Raw genomic sequence first — 23,132 nt, forward strand, 5'->3', positions numbered from 1 at the left:
ATAATTTATAGTGTGCCTTCTCCTTACTTTAGGTAAGTAAGTATATTACTATACACTATACCTGTCAATGAAGCAGTTTACAAATAATAGTGTGTCTTTGATCATAATTTTCAGGGAAGTTTGTTTGCAGGCGAAAGGTCATTCACAAACAGCAATCATATCGGCTGGCCTATATACATATTTTAACGTATAACGAAAACGTGTCTATAGACAGACTTAAGGAAAGGACGGAAACCTTTTGGAGGATTTCCCTTATTTTTTATATGACCCCATCCTATTTCCGCCTCACGCCAGGGCAATGAATCTGAATCGGGAACGGGAAGGAACATTGCGTCCCTACTCGGCAACCAATCCGGATCTGCTGGTTAAATCGGCAAAGACCTCGCAATTTTTAATGCTTGATGTAAAAAAAGTCATGGATACTTTAGCCACATCCAAGCCTTTCTCGAACCGGTTGATGACCGCAGCCCAAGCATCGCAAAAGAGTGTCGTGATCGATATGATCCGAAAGATAGGAATTAATAACGAGCCTGATATCACGTATAACCCCGATGGGATCCGTTTTGATTTTTATCCTAAAGCGGGGGAAGAAAATTGTCATATCATCGTCAGTTTGAAATGGAGGGATGTATAACGTCCACCACCCTCTTTTGGTAAAAAAACCGAAGCCTATTTTCGGCTTCGGATATTTGGGTTCATCTTGTTTTCGTTTCAAAGGTTTCAACCAATAGTGCAAGCGTTCGTGCCATGACACCGGTAGCCCCCGCCGTGCACAATTCGGAGTTGTTCGAGGTTGTGGAGGTTCCGGCAATATCCAGATGGACCCACGGAGTGCCTTCAGCAAATTCGCCGACGAAGGCACCGCCCATGATTGCATGTCCTGCCCCTCCAGGTGAATTATTCAAATCCGCTATTTTACTATTCCGTACCCGTTCTTTATCCTTTTCTGTAATCGGCAATCTCCAAATGGGCTCTCCGGCCTCCTCTGAGGCGTTGGCCACCTGCTCATAGAATTCCGTGTCATTTGTCATTGCACCCGTCATATCCATGCCCAGCGCCGTTATTACACCGCCCGTTAAGGTGGCAACGTCAATAAGATAGTCAGCCCCATGATGTTTAGCGTACGTCATGGCATCCGCCAAAACCAGCCGGCCTTCCGCATCCGTATTCAACACCTCTATCGTCTTACCGCTCATGGCAGTGATCACATCATCCGGCTTGAATGCATCACCGCTGATCATGTTATCAGTAGATGGAATGACAGCCACGACATTTTGATCGGGACCTAATTCGCCGATAATTTCCATTGCACCTAAAACAGCTGCCGCACCGCCCATATCCGTTTTCATCCCAACGATTCCAGCCTTCGTTTTCAGTGAGTATCCACCCGTATCGAATGTGATGCCCTTACCGACCAGCCCGATAACATCCTTCCATTCATCCTTACCTTGATACTTCAGGACGATCATTTTCGGAGGTTCGGCCGAACCTTTATTGACAGCAAGTAGTGCGCCCATTCCCAACTTGAGCATATCTCCCTTCTCGAGTATCTCCACTTCAAAACCATAACGTTCGCCCAAGGCGGATGAATAATCCGCCAAATCCGTGGAAGTCAACAAATTGCCTGGTGTGTTGACCAATGTTCTGGCTGAGTTCGTCGCCCTTCCGAAGATTCTCCCTACATGAAGCGCGGCACCGACCTCTTCTTGACCATATTCACTGTAAACCGTGATTGATTCGAGGCTTTTTTCAACCTGATTCGATTTTTGCTTGTATCCATCAAATTTATAGGAAGCAAGTTCGAAAGCCTCGGAACAAGCATGCGCTGCGTCCAATGCATCCAGATTTTCAGTCGTGAATGTATCCAAAGCGATCGAAAGAGTCGTAACCTTGGATTCTTTAATCGTCTTACGCGCTTTTCCCAACGCTTCGCGAAGGGTTTCAAATGATAGCTCCTTTTCCTTGCCCAACCCTACGAAAATCAATCTCTTTACACTTAATTTACCTAATGTATGTATTTTGACCACCGATTTTTTCTTAGAAGAGATTTCTCCCGCTTTCACTAACTCTGTTAGCTGGCCGTCCAATCGCTCATCCGCTTCTTTTCCTATGCCTGTAAATTTAACGGGTCCTTCAAATACGCCTAGAATCAGGCATTCGTCAATCAAATCTATATTCAAGGAATCTTTTACTGTGAACATCCTGCTACCTCCTCCATTCAATTACATTCATTATAACGAAATCTTCAAACATTTTCGAATAAGGCCTGCGAAAATAATAATAAAAAGGGATATAGTTTAGATTGGGTGACTTTAGAGTAATAGTATAAGAAAGATCATATTTATACTATTACCAGCAGGGAATCGACAGGACTGAATGGAACTAATAATAAGGGCCTTATTCCGAGCAGGATGTATTTACCCAAATATGGTTTTCATCTTTACTTATAACTAGAAAGAAGGCTGATACTCTTGGAATTATTACTCAACTTCCCTTTAATCGCAGCATTGATTGCCATTTTCTTTGCTCAATTCATTAAAGTGCCCATCCACTTCATAGCATTTCGTAAAGTGAACTGGTCACTCATTAACTCCACAGGCGGTATGCCAAGCTCCCACTCTGCGGCCGTGTCAGCCCTAACCGTAGCGGTAGGAATCGAAACCGGAATGGATTCCCCTGTATTTGCGGTTGCCACGATCTTTGCAGTCATCACGATGTTCGATGCAACAGGAGTGAGACGGCAGGCAGGGGAACAGGCAGCTGTCCTGAACCAGCTCGTTACCGACTTCAATACATTTGTCGAGCAAGCAAAGAACTGGCAGAAAAAAGAAGATAAACAGAAACAACAACAATTAAAGGAACTGTTGGGCCATAAACCAATCGAGGTATTTTTCGGAGCCTTGACCGGAGTATTCATTGCACTGGCACTTCATTTTTTCATCTTTCAAGGGTAGGTGTTCAATTTGAAAATAATCTCTCTTTGCCCCAGCAATACGGAACTATGCACATATCTAGGGATTGAAGATCAGCTTATCGCCATCGATGACTACTCTGATTGGCCTGAAACCATACAGCACCTGCCCAAGGTGGGGCCAGACTTATCGATCGACATCAATCATGTTGAATCACTAAAACCCGATTTGGTGCTGGCTTCCCTGAGTGTACCGGGAATGGAAAAAAATATTGAAGGGCTAAAAGAAAGGAACATCCCCCATATCATCTTCAACCCGCAATCACTTGAAGATATCGCAAAAGATTTAGTGACCTTGGGCGAGGCCATGGATCTTAAGGAAAAAGCAGAGGAACAGGCTGCCAAATTCCGTCATGCCATCCTTCAATATAAAAACGTCGCCGACAAAATCGAAATAAAGCCTTCCCTGTATTGGGAATGGTGGCCTAATCCCTTATTCAGCCCAGGGGGAGTTAATTGGTTATCCGAGATCAGCACGCTTGCGGGAGGATATAACCTTTTCGAAGATGTCGACATGGCAAGCATTCAAGTCACTTCCGAAGATGTCAAAAAAAAGGATCCCGACCATATTTGCTTAGCTTGGGTCGGTGTCCCTTTACGAAAAGTAAACCCAGAGCTGGTCAAGAAACGGAAAGGGTGGTCTGATATGAAGGCCGTCCGGGATAACAATATTCACATCATGGAAGAACCATTATTCTGCCGGCCTTCTCCGCGTTTACTGGATGGGCTTTCCAAATTGGCAAAGACCCTGCATCCTGAAGCCTACAAAAGCATGGCCTAAGGGCGTCACAACTGAAACAGACAATCAAAAAGGCTGCCTCAATCGAGGCAGCCTTTCACCTTCACTTTCTCCGATTTGTCTATCAAACATTAAAAAGCAAAGGAAGCTACATTCTCGTTCAATGTTTTCTCAGCGATTTTCGGCTTGAATACCTGCTTGATCTTTGTTTCATTCAACTTGCTTAGCTGTTCTTCAGATAACTCGCCATTCCCTTTTTGCACAACATATACTTCAAGGGTTTTCTTGCCCCAGTTCTCATATACATCTTGTACCGTTTCGTAGTATAGGTCCAGGTGGTTTCCTTTAATCGCACCACCCTTGTCCGCTACAACCCCATAGCCATAGCCCGGAATCCAAAGGATGGTTCCGAGAGGGAATACGGCAAGATCGGCGGCAATGGTGGAAAACAGATCCCTTTTCACCTTCACCCCTGAATATGTGATTCCATAGGATGGGCTTTCCGGGTACTTTCCTGTCGATTCATACCCTGCTGTATATCCTGTAGCCAAAACTTCATGCTTCGGGTATTTCGAGAGCTCGATTGCCTCCGCTATCGTCGTCGGACCATTGCTCGTGGATGCCGATGCCATTAGCGTTGCAACTTGGCCTCCACTATGGATCGCTTTATATTCAAGACCAAGCATTCGATGCTGTCTCATTGCCTGGTCAAAAGGATGGCCTTCAGGCACAGCTCCAAAAACATGATTCAAGGTTGATTCGATGGCCAAGATAAATAATATGATAATAGCAACCCTCAGAAATAATGCCTTTACAATCTTCATATGTATTAATTCCACTCCTCTCACAAGGATATTTGTTCCCTTTCCAGAGTGAAAGTATTCATAAAGCATGGAAAGATCCAATTTTTCTTACAAAAAGGCTCTTTTCGTAAAGGATTGTTGTTTTTAAACGAAACTATTTAAGGTTGATTGGAGCGGAAGTGCGAGACTCCTGCGGGAGTAACGGGACAGGTGAGACCCCACAGGCGTTTACGCCGAGGAGACTCACCGCCCGCCCCGCGGAAAGCGAGCATCTGGAGGGGAAATCAACCACACCGCACTACTTGGTAAATAGCAACAAAGTATGCGAAAACAGCCTACAAAAAAAGGACCGTCCATAAATGACGGCCCTTTCCATTATCAAAACATTTGATATCCTTTTTTCCTTAGAATCTTGATGACCACACCCGCTAAAACCGCACCAAGCAGCCCGCTTGATAAAATAATGATGTCTGCCGTATGAAGGGATGTAAGGTTCGTTCCAAGATTGGAAAAAGAGATTCCCGGATTTCTAAAATATTCTATTAGCTTTGTTTCATTGACAATGATGATGAAGACGATTGGAAATAAGATGACCATGATCCACGAAGAACGAAAAAGCATATTCAGCAAAAAGCCAATTCCGAAAAACAATATGAAAAATAAGAGTATTGAGATAATTAAAACAGGCAATGGCATGTTATTCTTGACCCTCCTTAAAAGCGACACCTTTAGTTTACTGAAAAAATAATTGCTGCGTCAACGACTTATACCAAATAATGCCGAAGAAAAGATAATTACCCAAATCACATGAATAATTTATATGATGTATATCCAAATTGATCTCCCGGGTTCAACCCGTCAAGCATCGTCTGCATTCTTTCCTTTTTAAAAGCTAAAAGCTGTTCCAATAGTAAAGATTGCTTCCCCTCCTGCATGAGTAAATCAGGGTCATAAAATTTAGCTTCATATAATTCATCCAATTGAGCGGTTACTTCAAAACTGACTGGTTTAAGTAAAAATATCAACATATTATCACTTATATCCCCTTTGATGACTCCGCTTCTCATACCTACAATGCCTTCAATTTCTGTTTGAACACCCGTCTCCTCCAACACTTCCCTTACGACAGCTTCATCGACGGTTTCATCATTTTTGACAAAACCTGCCGGAAGCGACCATTGCCCTTTCAATCCGCCATACCTTTTATTCACGACCAGCCACTCACCTTTATCAGATATCACAAGGCCGGACACTGCCAGCCAAACATTTTTGCATCGTTCCACCAAAATCCACTTCCCCCACATTCATTATAATCAGTATAACCTCCAAACAGCAGAAGAACATATGGTACCAAAGGTAAGGACTTTCTTGATGCAGCTTCGCCATCCTTATCCCCATCATATTCCACATAAGAAAGGAGCATACTCCACTATGACACGCTCATCGAAGGATGAGATTCCAATGAAAAAGCCATTCAGGGACAATCCCCAAATGGCCATTATTTATATATCGAAAAAATTAAAGGACGTTGAATTTACCTTTTTTAGCAACAAGGGAAGCTCCGCCAATCAATAACAATGCTCTGTTATCAACCATTTTCTTCATGAATGATGCAGTCTTACCTGTAACTTTCTTGCCGAAGACAACACCAATCGCGTTGTCTTCACCAAGTGAACATACCGTTCCTTTGTTTTCGAAAGTGAACGTTTCAAGGTCGCTTTCATTACGAACCAATTTAGTCAGGTTCTTCGCAATGACCTCACCTTGCTGCATGGCGATTTGGGCAGTAGGTGGATATGGACGATTAATTTCCTCGTTGATGATCAAAGCGCAATCCCCCACGATGAAAATATCGTCATGACCCGGTGCCCGCATGTCAAGGTTCACTTTGATGCGTCCGCGCATAGCCTCAAAACCGGAAGCCTCTATCACGGAATTTCCACGTACGCCAGCTGCCCAGACAACGGTGCCCGCTTTGATTTCTTCCACTTCATCTTCGCCTTTTGCCACGATGATGCCTTCGGGAGTCGCCCCCTTGATCGGTGTACCGATCTTGAATTCCACACCTTTTTTCTCAAGGTAAGATACTGCATAATCCACCAATTCCGGATCAAAGCCAGGAAGGACCGCTGGTGCTGCCTCCACACAGTACATACGGACCTTTTGGAAATCGATGTCGTACTCTTTACATAGTTGAGGGACACGGTTAGCCAATTCGCCAAGGAATTCGATACCCGTAAATCCTGCTCCTCCAACAACGATCGTCAAGCGGTCATCATTCTTCTCGACCTCAGTACTGTACGTAGCGAATTGCAATTGGATATGGTCACGGATTTTTCGTGCAGTGTTCACGTTGGAGATAGAGAAAGCATATTCTTTTAGCCCTTGGATTCCGAATGTTTCCGATTCAGGTCCAAGTCCAATCACTAAGTAATCATAAGAAATTTCGCCGTTTTCAAGGATGACTTTTTTGTTTTCTGTTTTCACTTCCAAAACAGAGTCCTGGATGAATTTAACTTTGCTGTTAATGACACTTTTGATTGGATAGCGCACACGATCATGATGTAGAGTTCCAGCGGATGCTTCATGTAGCCATGTTGTTTCATAGTGGTAATCATTTTTGTTAACTAATACGATTTCTGCTTCATTTTGACCTAATGCCTTCTGTAAGCGAGTAACAGTCATCAATCCACCATAACCTGCTCCCAAAACAACGATAGTTGGCTTTTTCAAAAGTATTCGTCCACCTTTACGATATTTTCTTGTGGTGCTTTCCATAACTAAAATATATTGTCTATCTTATTAATTTCCATTATAAAAAGCACTCTTATACATTTGTGACGTATTTCACGTAACACTTCATAAATGTCATAAAAAATTCATAAAAATTTTACCAAATGATGTCTAAGTAAATATTAGTCTTTTTCCATACCTTTTTCAAGTAACAAACCGAACTATTTCGGGTTAAAATTAAGCCGAAAAGCATTACTTTTCACCCAGTTCCGAACCATATTTATACGAAATGCTTAAAGAGTAATTTTACCCACTTTTGAAAGAGAATGAAGAACATTCATCGTAAAACCGCCCATATATAGTCGAAACTTTCCCACTTTTCTAACTTTACCCGTTTTTTAAAAGATCATCTATGTTAAAATAAGAGAATAAATTTCAGCAAACCTAGTATATCGGAGGGATAACGTTGGAAGTTAATGAAAAAGTTTATGATATTACCATCATTGGCGGAGGCCCAGTTGGATTATTCACTGCATTTTATGGGGGAATGAGACAGGCATCCGTAAAAATCATCGAGAGCCTACCACAATTAGGCGGACAATTGTCTGCCCTTTATCCTGAAAAATTCATCTATGATATCGCCGGTTTCCCCAAAGTGCGCGCACAGGAGCTAGTGAATAATTTGAAAGAACAAATGGCAAAGTTCGAACAGGATGTTGTCTTGGAGCAGGCCGTTCAAGAAGTGGAAAAGCAAGCCGATGGAGTTTTCAAGTTAACGACTGATAAAGAAATCCATTACTCCAAAACAATTATCATCACAGCTGGAAATGGGGCTTTCCAACCCCGCCGCATCGAGATTGATGATGCAAAAAAATATGAAAGCAGTAACCTTCACTATTTCATCGATGACCTCAATCATTTTGCCGGCAAAAAAGTGGTGGTTTTCGGAGGTGGAGATTCGGCGGTGGACTGGGCCCTGATGCTGGAGCCAATCGCCGAGAAAGTGAGCATCATACACAGAAGGGATAAATTCCGTGCCCACGAACATAGTGTAGAAACACTTAAGAATTCAAAAGTTGAAATAAAGACTCCTTACATACCTTCAGAGTTGATTGGTACAGACGGACGCATCCATACAATAGTCATCAAGGATACAAATGGTGAAGATACAGAGACGATGGAGGTAGATGCAGTCATCGTCAACTACGGCTTCGTTTCTTCCCTTGGTCCCATTAAGGAATGGGGACTCGATATCCAGAAGAACAGTATTTTGGTGAATTCCAGAATGGAAACGAATATCCCTGGAATTTATGCAGCAGGTGATATTGCAACATATGATGGCAAAGTAAAATTGATTGCAAGTGGTTTTGGTGAGGCTCCCACTGCCGTCAATCACGCCAAACAATATATTGACCCAAAAGCAAAAGTCCAGCCGATGCACAGCTCTTCCATGTTTTAAAATCACGCAAAAACCCGGCTTTCACAGCCGGGTTTTTTGTTGTCCCCAATTCGATGATTGTGGATAACTTATTTCCATTAGTTATCCACAGTGCTTATCATTGTCATTCTAAGGGTAAAGAGTGTGATAAGCCAAGAAAGGGGAATGCATATATATGAATATTTTAATTGCAGGAGCCAACGGAACGACCGGGAAACAGATCATTAGGGAATTATCAAAAAATCCGCAAATGAATGTATACGGGATGATCCGGAAAGAGGAACAGGCTCAAACGATAAAAGAACTCGGCGGACATCCAATCCTTGCCGATTTAGAGGGAAATGTGGATAAAGCAGTGGATAACATGGAAGCCATCATTTTTGCCGCCGGATCTGGACCAAAAACAGGTCCGGATAAAACGACAGCTGTGGATAAGAATGGGGCCATTAAACTGGTTGATGCGGCCAAGAAGAAGGGTATCGAGCGGTTTGTCATGTTAAGCTCTGTCGGTTCCGATGATCCGGAACAAGCCCAAGAAGGAATGCGCCATTATCTCGAAGCAAAGCATGATGCCGATGAACATTTAAAAGCAAGCGGACTGACCTACACGATTGTCCGGCCGGCTGCTTTGACAAATGAACAAGCCATCGGAAAAATCTTTGCGGATGAGAAAGTGGATCATACTAATAAATCCATTCCAAGGGCCGATGTCGCCGCCGTTCTTGCCCAATCAGTCACAGAGGAAAAAACATTCAATAAAACATTCGAGATTTTCAGCGGCACCCTCCCAATCAAAGAGGCCCTTTACAATATGTAAGGCAGTAAATAAGCATAAAAAAGGGAGCACTTGTTAAAGTGCTCCCTTTTTTTATGCTTTGGAGTTTCTTAGCAGTTCTCCGGCGTACCGGCGTTTTTTGCCGTTTTAAAGGAAGACCCGCAACCGCATGAAGCGATAGCATTTGGGTTTTCGATCGTAAAGCCTCCGCCCATCATCGTTTGTTTATAATCAATTACCGTTCCATTCAATATATCTGCATCCTCGGCATCAACAAGGATCTTGATTTCAAACTGTTCCAGCTGGCTATCTTTTTCCCCAGGCTCTTGTTCAAAACCCATTCCGTAGGACAATCCGCTGCAACCTCCGCCTTTAACGGCGACTCTTAAAAATGAACCCTCTTCGCCATTATGTTTCATCATTTCTTTTATCTGAAAAGCGGCAGCTTCCGTTATTTGAACAACTTCACTCACAATAAATCCCTCCTTCTTCTGATATGTGAGATAGAACTATTCCTCTTTATAGTATATACCAAAGAAATTCCCACGCTCAATTTTCCAGCTTGGAAAAATTCATATTCCTCCACCTATTTTACCAACAAAAATTAGTTTATAATAAGATTAATGGGTATAATGAACCAATCTATTGGACCCAATCCCAAATTACAATAAAGGGGGTAATCACCATGGAAGGTATACATCCTCTATATGACAAAAGCATGGAATGCCTTTTATGCAAGCAAAAATCAACCACTAAAAAGGTACGGTCGCGTTTTGTAAAAGTAGCTAAGTATGACACGGACTTTCACCCCATTTATGAAGATTCAACCGTTAACACACTTTACTATAATATTTTTGTTTGCCCTCACTGCGGCTTTTCTTATTCCGAGGATTTCTCCCGGTACTTCCCCCCAACGACAATGGAAACCATTATGGAAAAAGTCAGCTCCCAGTGGGTTCCACATCATTTCAGCAAGGAGAGATCCATTAAAGATGCGATCAATACATACAAGTTGGCGAGTTATTGCGGAGCTTTAAAAAAGGAAAAACATATTATCCTTGCCGGAATCTGTTTACGGATAGCCTGGTTATACAGGATCAACCAAACCAAGGAACAAGAAGAAAGATTTTTGAGGTTCGCCCTGAAGGAGTATGAAGCATCCTATTCAACAGGGGACTTCAGCGGCACCCAGGTATCTGAAGCAAGGCTCCTCTATCTCGCTGGCGACATTTCTAGAAGGATAGGAAATGAAAAGGCAGCCATCAAGTATTTTTCATTAGTGTTCGAAAGACAAAAAAATGCCCGGGAAGCCTCCATCATCCAGATGGCCAGGGATCGCTTTCAGGAACTCAAGCAGAAACATGAAACATCCCGTCCGATGCTGCATAACTGAAAATTAAAAAGGCTGTTCCATTGAGGAACAGCTTTTTTATTCGCCGTTGATGATTAGAACATTTCATATTCATCAATGTACTTATATATTTTATCCACCAATTCATCCGTAGTGTCACCAAAAACCACTTCACCGTTTACAAGTGCATATAAGTTACTGGAGCACCTACCGCAATATCCCAGACAACCATATTCTATGATATCTAAATTCGGATCCTGCTCTAATCTTTCCAGAGCCTCCTGAGCGCCACTGGCCAGATTGCTTATACAAAATTCAATAATCGGGTACATTGTTTCACCTCACAGTTACTAACAAACCATCTTATTACTTTTCCCATAAACAGTCAATATTTACGCATAAAAAATCATCCGATTTCAAGATATCGGTTGTGATTTCCTTTTATATTCGTTATACTTTTGTCGGGGTACGTAAAAAAAGAAAATTATCTAATTTTTTTATTCTTGTTACTAATTGGGGTATATATATTTATTTACACTTTAAAGGGGACCATTTGGGGGAATCCTATCGTTAAAAGCTAGTCAAATTTTCAAGAGATCAAATAAAGGGGAAAAATCATATGAAGAATCTAGTCATACTTGGTGGCGGGTATGGTGGTATGCGCATGTTGCAAAGATTGCTGCCTAATCAGCTTCCTGAAAATGTGAGCATCACGCTTATCGACCGTAATCCTTATCACTGCTTAAAAACGGAATATTATGCTTTAGCAGCAGGTACCATTCCAGATCAGCACATCCGTGTTGCATTTCCTGAACATCCTCGCTTGAAGAACGTATACGGAGAAGTACTTTCCATCGATATGGAAAATAAACAAGTCATTATAGAAAATCAAGATCCTGTCGTTTATGATGATTTAGTCATTGGCCTTGGCTGCGAAGATAAATACCACGATATTCCTGGTGCAGACACACATACTTACAGTATCCAAACAATCGATAAATCACGCCGCACATATTCAGCTTTGAATAATTTAGGTGCCGGTGCAACCGTTTCTATCGTTGGTGGAGGATTGAGTGGTGTTGAGCTTGCAAGTGAATTGATTGAAAGCCGTTCAGATTTAAACGTTAAGCTATTCGACCGTGGACCGCATATTCTATCTGCATTCCCAGAAAGATTAAGCACCTTTGTTGAATCATGGTTCGATAAACATACAATCGAAATCGTCCATCATTCAAATATAACGAAAGTTGAGCCAAACCTTCTTTATAATGGCGACGAAGCCGTTCAAAGCGACGTCATTGTATGGACAGCTGGAATTCAGCCAAGTAAGATCATCCGCGATATGGATATTGAAAAGGACCGTCAAGGAAGAGCTGTCCTGACTCCTCAGCATTTCCTACCTAATGATGACAGCATCTTTGTCGTGGGCGACTGTGCGAGCCTGCCTCATGCGCCAAGTGCTCAATTAGCGGAGTCCCAAGCAGAGCAAATCGTCCAAGTTCTTGTGAAGAAATGGGCAAATGAACCACTTCCGGAAAGCTTCCCTACAATGAAATTAAAAGGAACATTAGGTTCCCTTGGGAAGAAGCAAGGTTTTGGTCTTGTTGCAAATCGCCCAATCACAGGCAGAGTGGCACGCCTAATGAAATCAGGCATCCTCTGGATGTATAAATACCATAACGGTTGATTCCAACCATGCTACATTAAACTGGCCCAATGAGCTGCATGCAGCTCATGGGTCAGTTTTTCTTATTTCTTCCATTATATATCACACTTGCATCGTATATCCGTATTTTTCCATAGTTTCCACCACTTTTTTGAGACGCACATTTCCTTCTGCAATGATCTCGCCTTCAATGAGGACCAATGGATAAAATAAATCTTCTTCGATCATCTTCGCGGCAAAGCTCTTTTGCTTCAACGTTTCTGGGGGATTATACATATCTATATAGGATATTTTGAATTTCTGCTCAGGAAACTTTCTCGTTAAAGCGGCTTCTAGCCACTCGCAAGTATCTTTCGAAGAAGGGAGATTCACACAACTCGCGCAAATTTGCTCCGCTCCATACACTTCTATTTCGATTTCTTTCATTACCATCTCTTCCTCCTTCATTTTAGTATATATACTTCATTTTGAATACTTTTTAGAAACATTCACCTGTTTCCATCATACCAGAATAATATAGATTATATTTCCGCAAAGTTACAGTTGGATTTTTTATTACCTTCGCATTATAATATGATTAGGAAAGGAGTCGATTGCAATGTCCGACCAACAAACAATGGAAGTCCAAGTTCAAGAGGTTCTAGATAAGCTTCGTCCGTTTCTTCTTCGTGATGGCGGTGACTGTGAACTAGTTGACGTAGAAGATGGAATTGTAAAATTACGATTACTAGGCGCCTGCGGAAGCTGTCCAAGTTCGACCATTACGCTAAAAGCTGGGATTGAGCGTGCCCTTCTTGAAGAAGTTCCCGGTGTAGTGGAAGTTGAACAAGTTTTCTAATAGCCCTTTAAAATAACATGCAGCGTATGGATGAAGGATCACTTCATCTATAAACGTTCAACCTTTTTCATGCAGGCCGGAATTTTTTCGGGCTGTAATAAAAATAAAGCTGACTCGGCTTTTGCCCTATCAAATGAATTGATACGGCTTGACGCGAGTCAGCTTTTTTATTTGGACGGCAAATGAACATGGCTTACGATTTCAAAAATTTCAATTCCTTTTTTTCCTGTTCTGAAAGGATTGCCGTATAACTGCCATCATTATCGATTTCCAATTCTTTCACAAGAAATTCCGGAAACCTTTCCTTCATTCCAGTGAGCAATCCTTCACTTTTTTCTGCCGATGCCAAGCATAAAACAGTTGGTCCCGCTCCGCTTAATGCTGCACCAAATCCGCCTTCATTAAGGACAACTTCTTCTATAAGCGCTAAATGAGGGACTAACTCCGCTCTATATGGTTGATGGAAACGATCACTTTGCATCATTTCACCAACAAGCTTCCAATCTTTTGATAGAACACCCGCCAGCAAAACATTTGCGGCTGCACTTCCACTTATTGCATCTTTATAGGAAAGCGAATTCGGAAGGACATTTCTTGAATCCTCAGTAAGCAATTCAAAATTGGGAATGACAGCAATCACCTTAACTCCCTCGATTGGAAACGACACGACATCCGTTCTTTCATCCGTATGAAGGCCCACGACCAATCCACCATAAACAGATGCCCCCGCATTATCCGGATGCCCTTCAAAGAGGGAAGCATGCCTATTCTTCTCATCATCGGATAAGTGCAGTTCACCAACGATGTTCGCCAATTCAATCCCCGCCACAATGGCAGAGGCACTGCTTCCAAGACCCCGCGCCAGCGGAATTTCGCTAGAGACGAAAAGCCGGCATGGGGATAGTTCCTTTCCATAGTAAGCCGCCGTTTCCTTGGCAATCTGGACGATATAATTACGATCATCCCTTGGAAAAACAGACATTTCCTCTGAAAGCGGAACGACTTCCCAATGATCTGATGAAGATCCGTGTATTTCCAGGTAAAGCCCTAACGCCAAGCCGATGGAATCGAATCCTGGGCCTAAGTTGGCCGTACTTGCTGGTACACGGATCAAGAACATCTCCGATTCTGCACTCATGCCTGCTTCACACCCTGCAGATGTTCTAAAATGACTTCTTCGTCCATTGGCAGCAATGTCGGCTGAATCGTACTTGTATCGACAGCCACATTCGGATCTTTCAATCCATTTCCAGTCAATACAGCAACAATCTTACTTCCTTTTTTGATTTCACCGTTTTTAAGTTGTTTATAGATACCTGCAATGGAAGCACAAGATGCCGGTTCTGCGAATACCCCTTCTTTTTTAGCAAGGAAATGATAGGCCTCCAGAATTTCTTCGTCTGTCACCTCATCAATTTTGCCTTTGGATTCATTTGCTGCTTCCACAGCAAAGTTCCAACTTGCGGGATTTCCAATCCGGATGGCTGTTGCAATCGTTTCTGGATTTTCAATGATGCTATCCCGGACAATTGCAGCCGCACCTTCAGCTTCGAACCCTCTCATTTCAGGAAGGCCCGTTTGTTTCGATTCGTTATATTCTTTAAAGCCTTTCCAGTAAGCAGTTATATTACCTGCATTCCCGACAGGAAGCGCCAAAATATCCGGTGCCGAGCCGAGAGCATCACAAATTTCGAATGCCGCTGTCTTCTGCCCTTCAATCCGGTATGGGTTGACCGAATTCACAAGAGTTATCGGTGAGCTCTCACTAAGTGAACGAACGATTTTTAAAGCTTGGTCGAAGTTCCCTTCGATCGAGATGATTTCCGCTCCATACATAACGGCTTGGGCAAGCTTGCCCATGGCTATTTTACCTTCCGGGATGACAACGATACAGCGCAGGTTGGCACGGGCCGCATAAGCTGCTGCTGCTGCTGATGTATTCCCGGTGGAAGCACAGATGATCGTGTCGCTGCCCTCTTCTATCGCCTTGGCGACAGCCATGACCATTCCGCGGTCTTTAAATGATCCAGTCGGATTTGCCCCTTCATACTTTACATGTAAGTCGATTCCCCACTCTTCGGATAATCGATTCAGTCTGATTAAAGGAGTATTACCCTCCAAAAGAGTTAGTGCAGGTGTGTTTTCATTAACGGGTAAAAAATCTTTATACGTGCTTATAAGTCCTTGCCAGCTCATTTGATGTCCTCTCCTTCAACTCTGTATGTGCTTTTCACTTCTCTTACCATATTGTAATCATTTAGTTTCTGTATTATTTGCTCAAATGCAGCCTTTGTGGCAGTATGCGTAACCAATACGATTTCGGAAGATTCCTTTTCATCCAGGGGCAATTGAAGGATTTTATCGAATCCTACCCCATGCTCGGCAAATAAATTCGTGATTTTGGCTAAAACGCCGACTTCATCTTGAACATGTAATCGAATGAAGAATTTAGCGAAAATCTCAGTACCATCTTTCAATTGTTTCGGGTACTGAGGTGAAACGGCACTGCGGCCATTTACGCCCAGCCTCATATTCTTAATGACCGTCACCATATCCGAAACGACTGCAGTCGCAGTAGGAAGACTGCCAGCCCCCGGTCCGTAAAACATCGTTTCCCCTACGGCTTCCCCATAAACGTATACAGCATTATACTCATTATTTACCGATGCTAGCGGATGTGCTTCAGGAAGCAGTGCAGGCTGGACACTTACTTCGACCCTATCCCCTGCCCTGGAAGCGACACCGATCAATTTCATTGTATAACCAAGCTTCTTGCTATATCTCAAATCCTCTTCGGATATCTCGGTAATGCCCTGTACCTCAACATCATTCAAGCCAATATTCATGGAGAACCCAAGTGTGGAAAGGATCGCCATTTTACGGGCCGCATCCAAACCGCCTACATCGGCTGTCGGATCAGCTTCAGCAAATCCCAGTTCCTGAGCTTCCTTCAATACGTCATCATAAGCTCTGCCTTCCTTGCTCATTTTCGTTAAAATGAAGTTTGTCGTTCCATTGACGATTCCCATCATTTTCGTGATGCGGTCAGAAGATAATCCATCCACAAGTCCGCGTAAAATCGGGATTCCCCCTGCAACACTTGCTTCATAGAACAAATCACATTGATTCTCGGTGGCCAATTCCAGCAATTCCGGTCCATATAAAGCCATTAGGTCTTTATTGGCCGTAACGATATGCTTTTTATTCTTTATTGCCTCTATCAGATAACCGCGTGTTTCTTCGATTCCACCCATCACTTCTATTACAACATCAATCTCGGGATTCGAAAGGATATCCTCAGGATTGTCCGTTAATATACCTTTATCGATCTCGATAAGCCTCTCCTTCGTCGTATCTTTGACTAGTATCTTCTTAATGGATATGGAACAGCCCACTTGGTGCATGAGCTTGTCCTGATGGCTTTCAATGATTTGTACGACTCCTGATCCAACTGTACCTAACCCCAATAAACCGATCGAGATGGCTTTCATATTTCTGTTCCCCCTTAAAAACTGTTTGCCTGAAGAAGACGTTTGTATTTGTATAGTAGACATTATAAGTTTAATTCATATAATTATCAATAGTTAGAAAAGATGGATGCACGAACTTTTTTCGTCCATCCCTTGAACGAGTAAGGACGGGTAAAGCTAAATTTTTTATAGGAAACCATTTTGATGATTATTACTTAACACTCTTCAATGAATCATTAGTGCCCATTACAATATGTGGCTTTTGAACTGGATCCATCCATTTCAGTATACTGACGACATTCTTTTCGGCCGTGGCTGTACATCCAGCCGTCGGTTTTGTACTCCCTCTCCATATATGAAGGAAGATTGCACTTCCTTTTCCTTTTACGATGGGATTCGTATTATAATTGATGACTGCCCCATACTTATAGAGTTCATGATTCATCCTTTCGAAAGACTTCCATTTAACTGCAGGATTTCCTTTGTAGGTTTTCCACTTGTTATAATCCGTGGATGTCTGATCATCAACCCAGTAGTCATATTTAGTCGTTTTCTTATAACTCATTTTCACTCCTGCCGGCTTCGTTTCGCTTCCAAAGGCCGTACCAAAGGAATAAATCCCGACCGGGGATTTCCCATCACCCTCTTTTTTGCTCTTCGTGAAGCCATTCTTCCCAATGACACCCTCCATCTTCTTCAATGCCCGGCGCCATTCCCCTTGTTTCTTCTCATAAGTTTGGATCGTGACCTTCGTATCACTCATCGCTTTACCTGTCACAGATACAATTTGGTTAACGCCTTTTCTCCCATCGATTTTCTTCAAAATGGCTTTTTCGCCGGAACTGAAAACCTCTTTTGCATCTGCCATATTGATATATGCAGTCCTATTTGAGTGACAGACCTTATACCAACTACCGGTTCTTCCGCTTGCCGATAATTCTTTATTTTTCTTGTAAGTTTTTAACGTTTTACTTGCAGCCGACGCCTTTTCCTTCACATCCGCATCAGACTTCGTGACAATCTTGAATAGAGTTGCTTCGCAGCCTGTTTTCGTTTCAGCTTTCGCAAAATTTGCCGTTTGGATGATTAAAAGGGCTATAAAGGCGGCCATCATCAATTTTTTCATGGTCCCATCCTTCCGTAGTGATCAATATCTAATTATTCTAAAAAATCTTGTTATCATCATAACATAGTAAGTAAGAATGAATCATATTTCTTTCCCGTTTTATCTAAATCCAGTCAATTTTAGGCAAATCATATTGCTTGGCAGGGACCTCTGCCAATTCATAAAAATGTTTGAGGAAAGACTCATATTGTTGGGAGGATTTCGTGATCGAATATATTTTATCCTCCAATTGATTCGACCTTGATTCCGTCGTTTTTGAAAAATACTCTTCCACCGTTTCAAAATAATGAATGGGAAATAGCATCCTTGAATATAATAACCGGGCCGAAAAGCTGGAGAACGGTTCTATGGACTGATATTCGTGAAAGAAATGGGAAATTCCCCGCTGATGGGTGTGCACATTTTGAAAATAATGTTCCCTCACCCATTCCGCGACATCCCTGGTTCCGTGGTCAAATACCCAATCGAACGGATTTTTCATCCACTTATTGCTTTTCCACGTATCATGTAAAAAACGTTCATAACATACCGTTCCACTATCGACAATTTGCGGGGTATCATCGATTTCCGTGTCGACTAAATATTGAATCGCATTTTCACCTAGGACCATATAATAGGGAAAGGTTTCTATAAATAATTTTTCAAACTGGTTATCAGGATGGGCGATGAGCTTATCCCGCCAAATCTTTTCTAACTGATCGATCCTTTGTTCCCAGAGTTCTTTCCATTTACCGATCCTTGAACATGTTCGAATCGTATCATTAATCGTTCTCCCACGCTGATGGAATCTTGCCAGACGCCTTCCTGGGTTGAAATTTCTCGGACCTTCCAATGCCTGATTGGCAAGAAGGACGAATAATTGTTCATCCGCTTCCGAAACATAGCTTCCATGATTGGCAAGGACAAAGGCGGATACGTGACGATCACCTTGTGAAATCAGATGTTGAGACATTTTATAACGTTCCACTAATTCCTCCTGCTCCATATTTTCAATGGGAACGATACTGTACACCATATTTCCTGAACGGAAGCTTGGAAACCTGACATTGGTTTCTTGGAGCTCCACCTGTATCCCATAATTATTAAAAATGATTTCTTCTATCATGGAATGGCCCCCTTCATCAAATGGATATAATAGAAATATTGGACATCATACTCTTATATATATGTGGAATAACCCGTTTTCTGAATGATTATCGAAACCTTATTAGAAATTCCAATCAAAACGTTTAATCAAATCAAACTATCTGCATTAGAACCTTCCCTTTAAAATATAGAGAAATGGGTGATGACATGGCTAATATCGAACAATCAATGTCTGAAAAAACGGCTCGAAAATGGCTAATTGACCGAGGAGTGAAATTGGAGGATATCGCTGAGCTTGTCATGTATTTACAATCAGGCTACCATGAAAATCTCCAAATGTCCGATTGCCTTCACAACGTCGAACGGGTCCTTTCAAAACGCGAAGTCCAAAATGCCATCCTTACCGGCATTCAGTTGGATATCCTAGCTGAGAAAAAACTGCTCGAGGAGCCATTGCAGAGCATCATTGAAATAGATGAAGGCCTATATGGGGTCGATGAAATATTGGCATTTTCAATTGTGAATGTTTATGGATCCATCGGCTTTACCAATTATGGTTTCATCGATAAACAAAAGCCGGGTATCTTAAAATATTTAAATGATAAAAGCACGGGTAAGGTGAACACCTTTTTAGATGATATCGTTGGGGCAATTGCAGCTGCCGCTTCAAGCCGGCTTGCCCATAGAACCGAAAATGCGGAATAGTGAACTAATGATATTCATGACAAAAAAACCAGGGCTGCATTCGCAGGCCTGGTTTTTTTCATTCGAAGCGCCATAAGTCGAGGGTGTCCACCACATGCGTCGGCTGCTTCTTATATTGCTTTAAGCGTTCTTTTGTCGTTACGCCAGTATGTACAAGCAGTGTATCAATCCCTGCATTGATGCCGGCAAGGATATCCGTATCATAGTTATCTCCAACCATGATTGTCTCTTCTTTAGGTACCCCTAGTACTCTTAGTGCTTGCTCGACTATGACGGATTCAGGTTTTCCGATGAAAATCGGCTGTACCTGGGTCGAAACGGAAACTACTGAGGTCAAGGCACCATTCCCCGGTAAAAGGCCTTGCTCTGTAGGAATGGCAATATCACCATTGGTCGAAATGAAAACAGCGCCATTTCTTACAGCAAGACAGGCTTTTGATAACTTTTCATAATTGACCCCGCGGTCGATGCCCATTACCAGAAAGTCTGGATGCTCTTCCACAAGCTTCATTCCTTTTTCCTTAAGAGCCTCGATGATGCCTTCTTCACCCACCACATAAACCGATGCATCTTTCTTTTGTTCAGCTATGTAATTGGCAGTGGCCATGCTTGTCGTGAAAACCTGGTCATCTTCCGTCGATATGCCGATGCTTCTCAATTTATCAGCCACCTGTGCCGGAGTCCGGGATGAATTATTTGTGACGAATAAATAAGGGATATCCCTTTCCCTTAGGTCATTAATAAACCCTGCGGCTTCCGCAATTTGTTCAGTCCCGCGATACATGGTGCCATCCAAGTCAATTAAATATCCTTTATACGACTTCATTTGAATTCGCCTTCCTAACGCTGCTAGTTTTTAAAAGCTGATACAGGTCCCAATTCATTTGTTAAATAGTTCCTCACCAAATCCGGGAATTGCTTGAATGCCTCGATATTTTCCGAAAATACGGCATACAGTTCTTCGTGATTCACTTCAATGAAGTCTTGAACCAGCATTTTCCTTAGCGGCAAAACCTTTTTGAACTGTATCGCTTTTTCTTCAGAAATGACTTTTTCATCTTGAAGGATATCGATAATATCTTCATAACTTCCTGGATCACGCATAATAAAACCATCAATTACCGCATTTCCTACGTCCAATACGGAATCGATGGAAGTTTGTATGAGCCTTTCAACGATAAGTTCCGAAAGATCTCCATCCCAATTATCATGCCCTTCAAAAAGTCCAAGCTGCTTTTCAAGAAAACCTAATATTTGTTCAATCTTTTGGCGGTCTACAAAGTACATTTTTTTCCAGATCCTTTCTGATCTAAGATGATATAGGGAATCATTGGTTGAATAAGCGGCATAATAAAACCCTGTGCCGAACCAACCTTATTCCTTGATAATACCATAGCTTCTCCCTTACTCTCAATTCCTTCAACCACAACCATTGTACCATCCAATAACTAACAGAAGCGGGTGTGTTACACATTGCCTTTTCTATGGGTGCATTTCCCGAGATCAACTCCAAGAAAAACAACTCACGATCCCATTTATATTCTTACCATTTTCATTTAATCGATGAACACTTATGTTTGCCGGAGGTTCCTAAGGCTCATGAGGAGCAAAGCGGTTCTCAGGCAGAAGCCTCGTAAAATGTCTGTTCCCCTATTGAAGTCACTTTGTTATGATGGAACTACAAAAGTGAAGATAAGAAGGGAATGATACTATGGAAGATCGTTTTTATTTATACAATGACGTCGTTGATTCAAAAACCCGGTTCATAAGCTTCATGGGAGAGGAATCAAGATTCGATCTGGCCATTACGACCACCGATCGTTTTTATGGAAAGAAGCTTGTTTTAAATATGCAGAGTAATCGTTTCGCGATTATTGGGCCTGATGATTTAGAAGAGGAAGGCTATCTTGAGCATGCCTTTCAGTTATCAGAAGCGGAAGCCGAAGAGCTGCGTCACTTTTTAATGGAAATCGTCTGAGAGCTGAAGTTTTTTATCTTAAACGGGAAACCTACTGAATGTAAGATCGATTACATGAGGGGGGATTATCTTGGACAAAGAAGAATACCACGATTTTTCCAATGTCGAAAAACAGAGGGATTATTTAATTCCTGAAGAATTTCCCGAAGGGCCTTTTGGATCAGCCATAGCAAAAGATGCACCAGTTCAGAATAAAAACACCCCTTGGCAGGAAGGGCAACGATATCAAAGTGCCTTTAATTATGAAAATAAAGCGTTGCACGAAAATTTACCTCGAAAATATCCTGGTGCTCATCCGACACATGATGATTCAGAAAAAGATGAACAGCCTCCATATAAAGGATATGGCAGCTCTTAACACGGAAAGGCCAGAGAGAATTCTGGCCTTTTTATTTCTTTATTTTCTTTACGACGAAATAAGGACAGCCAAAATTGCAGTATTCATATAAATATTCACTAAGCGTGCTTATTTTCGTATCAAAGGTAGCTTTCTGATTATTATCGTCAAAAAATCCACGCAGCCTCAATTGCCCATAACCCCAATCACCCACTATATAATCATACTTCGTTAAAATCTCACTGTATCTGGCCTTAAACGCTTCTTCGTTATAGCCTTCCCTTTCATTCTCAATTATTTCATAGGTCATGTTATTGATGTTAATCATTGTTTTCACCTCTCATATATACATTCCTTCTTTAAATTATAACTGATTCCCCATCAATTACTAAGCGAAAAATAGAGAAATATGTTCATCCTAAAGTTATGGGGGTGTTATTGATGAAAAAAACAATAATAACGATAGGTTTAAGTTCGATTATTGCACTGACCGGATGTGCCGATAAAGCAAAAGATCAGGGGCTCGGCGCAAAAAACAATGCCGGTAACCCAACAAACGTAAATAATCCAACTCAATATTATGATGAGGATTATCGTAATAATGACAATAAAAGTGATGATTTCGGTTTTACACGCACAAATAGTGCAACCATTGATGGCCGTAACATTTCCAACAAAGCTGCTTCCATTGACCGTGAACAACTATCTGATGTCATTTCTAAACTGAGTGTTCAAATTCCAAATGTCAATGATGCCGCTACCCTCGTTACTGATGAGGAAGTGCTTGTCGTATATGATACCAATACCAAGGATCGGACGGAAACCGCAGATCAAGTTAAACGCACTGCCATGTCCGTCGTGCCTCGCTATTATCATGTTTACGTCAGTGATGATTATCAAACCCTTGCCCAAGATGTCGAGAACTTCTCTACTTTGAAATCCGGCAGCAAAGGGATCGACTATACGATCGAACAAACCATCAAACGAATGCTGAAGTCGCCTCAAGGACACAAAATGAGTGACGAAGAAAATGAAAACGGGGAAATGGTTAACGATAAAAGAGATCATCACGATAACATCCATCAAAAAATGGATAACCGTTAATAAAAAAGGACC

Annotated in this window: 29 protein-coding genes; 12 read left to right on the forward strand and 17 right to left on the reverse strand. The window is 42.0% G+C overall.

What is annotated here, in order from left to right; translation table 11 throughout:
• Window positions 1-238 precede the first annotated feature (238 nt).
• Window positions 239-634: a hypothetical protein gene (locus ACQKFG_RS14190; protein WP_192206926.1), complete on the forward strand. Its 396-nt coding sequence runs from the start codon at window positions 239-241 to the stop codon at window positions 632-634.
• Window positions 635-695: 61 nt separating this feature from the next.
• On the opposite strand, the gene ACQKFG_RS14195 is transcribed toward ACQKFG_RS14190, so the two are convergent.
• The gene (locus ACQKFG_RS14195; RefSeq protein ID WP_349728805.1) at window positions 696-2,201 is read right to left on the reverse strand and encodes a leucyl aminopeptidase; all 1,506 of its coding nucleotides are present in this window, start codon (window positions 2,199-2,201) and stop codon (window positions 696-698) included.
• A 270-nt stretch (window positions 2,202-2,471) separates the two neighbouring features.
• Here ACQKFG_RS14195 and ACQKFG_RS14200 point away from each other — a divergent pair, with 270 nt between their 5' ends.
• Both ACQKFG_RS14200 and ACQKFG_RS14205 read left to right on the forward strand, forming a co-directional pair.
• Window positions 2,472-2,954 carry a divergent PAP2 family protein gene (locus ACQKFG_RS14200; protein ID WP_098371458.1) on the forward strand — a complete coding sequence of 161 codons (483 nt, stop codon included), beginning with the start codon at window positions 2,472-2,474 and terminating at the stop codon, window positions 2,952-2,954.
• A gap of 9 nt (window positions 2,955-2,963) precedes the next feature.
• Entirely contained in the window at window positions 2,964-3,752 is a 789-nt protein-coding gene (locus tag ACQKFG_RS14205; RefSeq protein ID WP_427559930.1) for a cobalamin-binding protein, read from the forward strand.
• 89 nt (window positions 3,753-3,841) lie between these two features.
• Here ACQKFG_RS14205 and ACQKFG_RS14210 read toward each other — a convergent pair whose 3' ends face one another.
• The 4 genes from ACQKFG_RS14210 to ACQKFG_RS14225 form a co-directional block, all read right to left on the reverse strand.
• Window positions 3,842-4,534, reverse strand: coding sequence for a 3D domain-containing protein (locus tag ACQKFG_RS14210; protein ID WP_192206929.1), 693 nt, complete (start codon window positions 4,532-4,534; stop codon window positions 3,842-3,844).
• A 357-nt stretch (window positions 4,535-4,891) separates the two neighbouring features.
• The gene (locus tag ACQKFG_RS14215; protein WP_192206930.1) at window positions 4,892-5,209 is read right to left on the reverse strand and encodes a YuiB family protein; all 318 of its coding nucleotides are present in this window, start codon (window positions 5,207-5,209) and stop codon (window positions 4,892-4,894) included.
• 107 nt (window positions 5,210-5,316) lie between these two features.
• On the reverse strand, window positions 5,317-5,799 hold the full coding sequence (locus ACQKFG_RS14220) for an NUDIX domain-containing protein (RefSeq protein ID WP_427559934.1): 483 nt from the start codon (window positions 5,797-5,799) through the stop codon (window positions 5,317-5,319).
• A 232-nt stretch (window positions 5,800-6,031) separates the two neighbouring features.
• The gene (locus tag ACQKFG_RS14225; RefSeq protein ID WP_192206933.1) at window positions 6,032-7,246 is read right to left on the reverse strand and encodes an NAD(P)/FAD-dependent oxidoreductase; all 1,215 of its coding nucleotides are present in this window, start codon (window positions 7,244-7,246) and stop codon (window positions 6,032-6,034) included.
• A gap of 466 nt (window positions 7,247-7,712) precedes the next feature.
• Between ACQKFG_RS14225 and ACQKFG_RS14230 the strand changes: the two genes are divergently transcribed.
• Together ACQKFG_RS14230 and ACQKFG_RS14235 are read left to right on the forward strand one after the other, a co-directional pair.
• A complete protein-coding gene (locus ACQKFG_RS14230) occupies window positions 7,713-8,705 on the forward strand; it encodes an NAD(P)/FAD-dependent oxidoreductase (protein ID WP_192206934.1) in 993 nt (330 codons plus the stop codon).
• A gap of 154 nt (window positions 8,706-8,859) precedes the next feature.
• Entirely contained in the window at window positions 8,860-9,501 is a 642-nt protein-coding gene (locus ACQKFG_RS14235) for an SDR family oxidoreductase (protein ID WP_427559939.1), read from the forward strand.
• A gap of 68 nt (window positions 9,502-9,569) precedes the next feature.
• Here ACQKFG_RS14235 and ACQKFG_RS14240 read toward each other — a convergent pair whose 3' ends face one another.
• Window positions 9,570-9,932, reverse strand: coding sequence for a HesB/IscA family protein (locus ACQKFG_RS14240; RefSeq protein WP_241592743.1), 363 nt, complete (start codon window positions 9,930-9,932; stop codon window positions 9,570-9,572).
• A 212-nt stretch (window positions 9,933-10,144) separates the two neighbouring features.
• Between ACQKFG_RS14240 and ACQKFG_RS14245 the strand changes: the two genes are divergently transcribed.
• A complete protein-coding gene (locus ACQKFG_RS14245) occupies window positions 10,145-10,852 on the forward strand; it encodes a DUF2225 domain-containing protein (protein ID WP_342614766.1) in 708 nt (235 codons plus the stop codon).
• Window positions 10,853-10,905: 53 nt separating this feature from the next.
• On the opposite strand, the gene ACQKFG_RS14250 is transcribed toward ACQKFG_RS14245, so the two are convergent.
• Window positions 10,906-11,142: a YuzB family protein gene (locus ACQKFG_RS14250; RefSeq protein WP_427559942.1), complete on the reverse strand. Its 237-nt coding sequence runs from the start codon at window positions 11,140-11,142 to the stop codon at window positions 10,906-10,908.
• Between the two features lie 287 nt (window positions 11,143-11,429).
• Between ACQKFG_RS14250 and ACQKFG_RS14255 the strand changes: the two genes are divergently transcribed.
• Window positions 11,430-12,497 (forward strand): NAD(P)/FAD-dependent oxidoreductase, encoded by a 1,068-nt coding sequence (locus tag ACQKFG_RS14255; RefSeq protein ID WP_076368149.1) that lies wholly within the window; start codon window positions 11,430-11,432, stop codon window positions 12,495-12,497.
• Between the two features lie 81 nt (window positions 12,498-12,578).
• Here the strand turns inward: ACQKFG_RS14255 and ACQKFG_RS14260 are convergent, their stop codons facing one another.
• A complete protein-coding gene (locus ACQKFG_RS14260; RefSeq protein ID WP_144549471.1) occupies window positions 12,579-12,908 on the reverse strand; it encodes a YuzD family protein in 330 nt (109 codons plus the stop codon).
• 166 nt (window positions 12,909-13,074) lie between these two features.
• On the opposite strand from ACQKFG_RS14260, the gene ACQKFG_RS14265 reads away from it, so the two are divergent.
• Window positions 13,075-13,314 (forward strand): NifU family protein, encoded by a 240-nt coding sequence (locus tag ACQKFG_RS14265; RefSeq protein ID WP_076368151.1) that lies wholly within the window; start codon window positions 13,075-13,077, stop codon window positions 13,312-13,314.
• A gap of 193 nt (window positions 13,315-13,507) precedes the next feature.
• Here ACQKFG_RS14265 and thrB read toward each other — a convergent pair whose 3' ends face one another.
• The 5 genes from thrB to yutH form a co-directional block, all read right to left on the reverse strand.
• On the reverse strand, window positions 13,508-14,452 hold the full coding sequence (thrB, locus tag ACQKFG_RS14270; protein ID WP_349728799.1) for a homoserine kinase: 945 nt from the start codon (window positions 14,450-14,452) through the stop codon (window positions 13,508-13,510).
• The gene (gene thrC / locus ACQKFG_RS14275; protein ID WP_192206940.1) at window positions 14,449-15,510 is read right to left on the reverse strand and encodes a threonine synthase; all 1,062 of its coding nucleotides are present in this window, start codon (window positions 15,508-15,510) and stop codon (window positions 14,449-14,451) included. The genes thrB and thrC overlap by 4 nt, the downstream gene beginning before the upstream one ends.
• Window positions 15,507-16,805, reverse strand: a complete 1,299-nt coding sequence (locus tag ACQKFG_RS14280; protein WP_192206941.1) for a homoserine dehydrogenase — start codon at window positions 16,803-16,805, stop codon at window positions 15,507-15,509. The genes thrC and ACQKFG_RS14280 overlap by 4 nt, the downstream gene beginning before the upstream one ends.
• Window positions 16,806-16,995: 190 nt before the next feature.
• On the reverse strand, window positions 16,996-17,910 hold the full coding sequence (locus ACQKFG_RS14285) for a L,D-transpeptidase family protein (RefSeq protein WP_427559949.1): 915 nt from the start codon (window positions 17,908-17,910) through the stop codon (window positions 16,996-16,998).
• Window positions 17,911-18,013: 103 nt separating this feature from the next.
• The gene (gene yutH / locus ACQKFG_RS14290; RefSeq protein ID WP_192206943.1) at window positions 18,014-19,015 is read right to left on the reverse strand and encodes a spore coat putative kinase YutH; all 1,002 of its coding nucleotides are present in this window, start codon (window positions 19,013-19,015) and stop codon (window positions 18,014-18,016) included.
• Window positions 19,016-19,203: 188 nt separating this feature from the next.
• Here yutH and ACQKFG_RS14295 point away from each other — a divergent pair, with 188 nt between their 5' ends.
• Window positions 19,204-19,701, forward strand: a complete 498-nt coding sequence (locus tag ACQKFG_RS14295) for a phosphatidylglycerophosphatase A family protein (protein ID WP_228467560.1) — start codon at window positions 19,204-19,206, stop codon at window positions 19,699-19,701.
• Between the two features lie 58 nt (window positions 19,702-19,759).
• On the opposite strand, the gene ACQKFG_RS14300 is transcribed toward ACQKFG_RS14295, so the two are convergent.
• Genes ACQKFG_RS14300 through ACQKFG_RS14310 form a run of 3 tightly spaced genes read right to left on the reverse strand, consistent with a single transcriptional unit; the run spans window position 19,760 to window position 21,134 of the window.
• Entirely contained in the window at window positions 19,760-20,527 is a 768-nt protein-coding gene (locus tag ACQKFG_RS14300) for a TIGR01457 family HAD-type hydrolase (protein ID WP_427559953.1), read from the reverse strand.
• A 23-nt stretch (window positions 20,528-20,550) separates the two neighbouring features.
• The gene (locus ACQKFG_RS14305) at window positions 20,551-20,988 is read right to left on the reverse strand and encodes a DUF86 domain-containing protein (RefSeq protein ID WP_427559956.1); all 438 of its coding nucleotides are present in this window, start codon (window positions 20,986-20,988) and stop codon (window positions 20,551-20,553) included.
• A complete protein-coding gene (locus tag ACQKFG_RS14310; protein ID WP_427559959.1) occupies window positions 20,976-21,134 on the reverse strand; it encodes a hypothetical protein in 159 nt (52 codons plus the stop codon). Before ACQKFG_RS14310 ends, ACQKFG_RS14305 begins: the two co-directional genes overlap by 13 nt.
• Window positions 21,135-21,412: 278 nt before the next feature.
• On the opposite strand from ACQKFG_RS14310, the gene ACQKFG_RS14315 reads away from it, so the two are divergent.
• Together ACQKFG_RS14315 and ACQKFG_RS14320 are read left to right on the forward strand one after the other, a co-directional pair.
• Window positions 21,413-21,679, forward strand: coding sequence for a DUF3055 domain-containing protein (locus ACQKFG_RS14315; RefSeq protein WP_098371475.1), 267 nt, complete (start codon window positions 21,413-21,415; stop codon window positions 21,677-21,679).
• 70 nt (window positions 21,680-21,749) lie between these two features.
• A complete protein-coding gene (locus ACQKFG_RS14320) occupies window positions 21,750-22,037 on the forward strand; it encodes a cytosolic protein (RefSeq protein WP_370662568.1) in 288 nt (95 codons plus the stop codon).
• A 31-nt stretch (window positions 22,038-22,068) separates the two neighbouring features.
• Here the strand turns inward: ACQKFG_RS14320 and ACQKFG_RS14325 are convergent, their stop codons facing one another.
• Window positions 22,069-22,344: a YutD family protein gene (locus ACQKFG_RS14325; RefSeq protein WP_076368161.1), complete on the reverse strand. Its 276-nt coding sequence runs from the start codon at window positions 22,342-22,344 to the stop codon at window positions 22,069-22,071.
• A gap of 113 nt (window positions 22,345-22,457) precedes the next feature.
• Here ACQKFG_RS14325 and ACQKFG_RS14330 point away from each other — a divergent pair, with 113 nt between their 5' ends.
• On the forward strand, window positions 22,458-23,120 hold the full coding sequence (locus tag ACQKFG_RS14330; RefSeq protein ID WP_342614769.1) for a YhcN/YlaJ family sporulation lipoprotein: 663 nt from the start codon (window positions 22,458-22,460) through the stop codon (window positions 23,118-23,120).
• The last annotated feature ends 12 nt before the right edge of the window (window positions 23,121-23,132 follow it).

This window comes from Peribacillus sp. NPDC076916, assembly GCF_050269675.1.
In the GTDB taxonomy this organism is placed as follows: Bacteria; Bacillota; Bacilli; order Bacillales; family DSM-1321; genus Peribacillus; species Peribacillus aracenensis.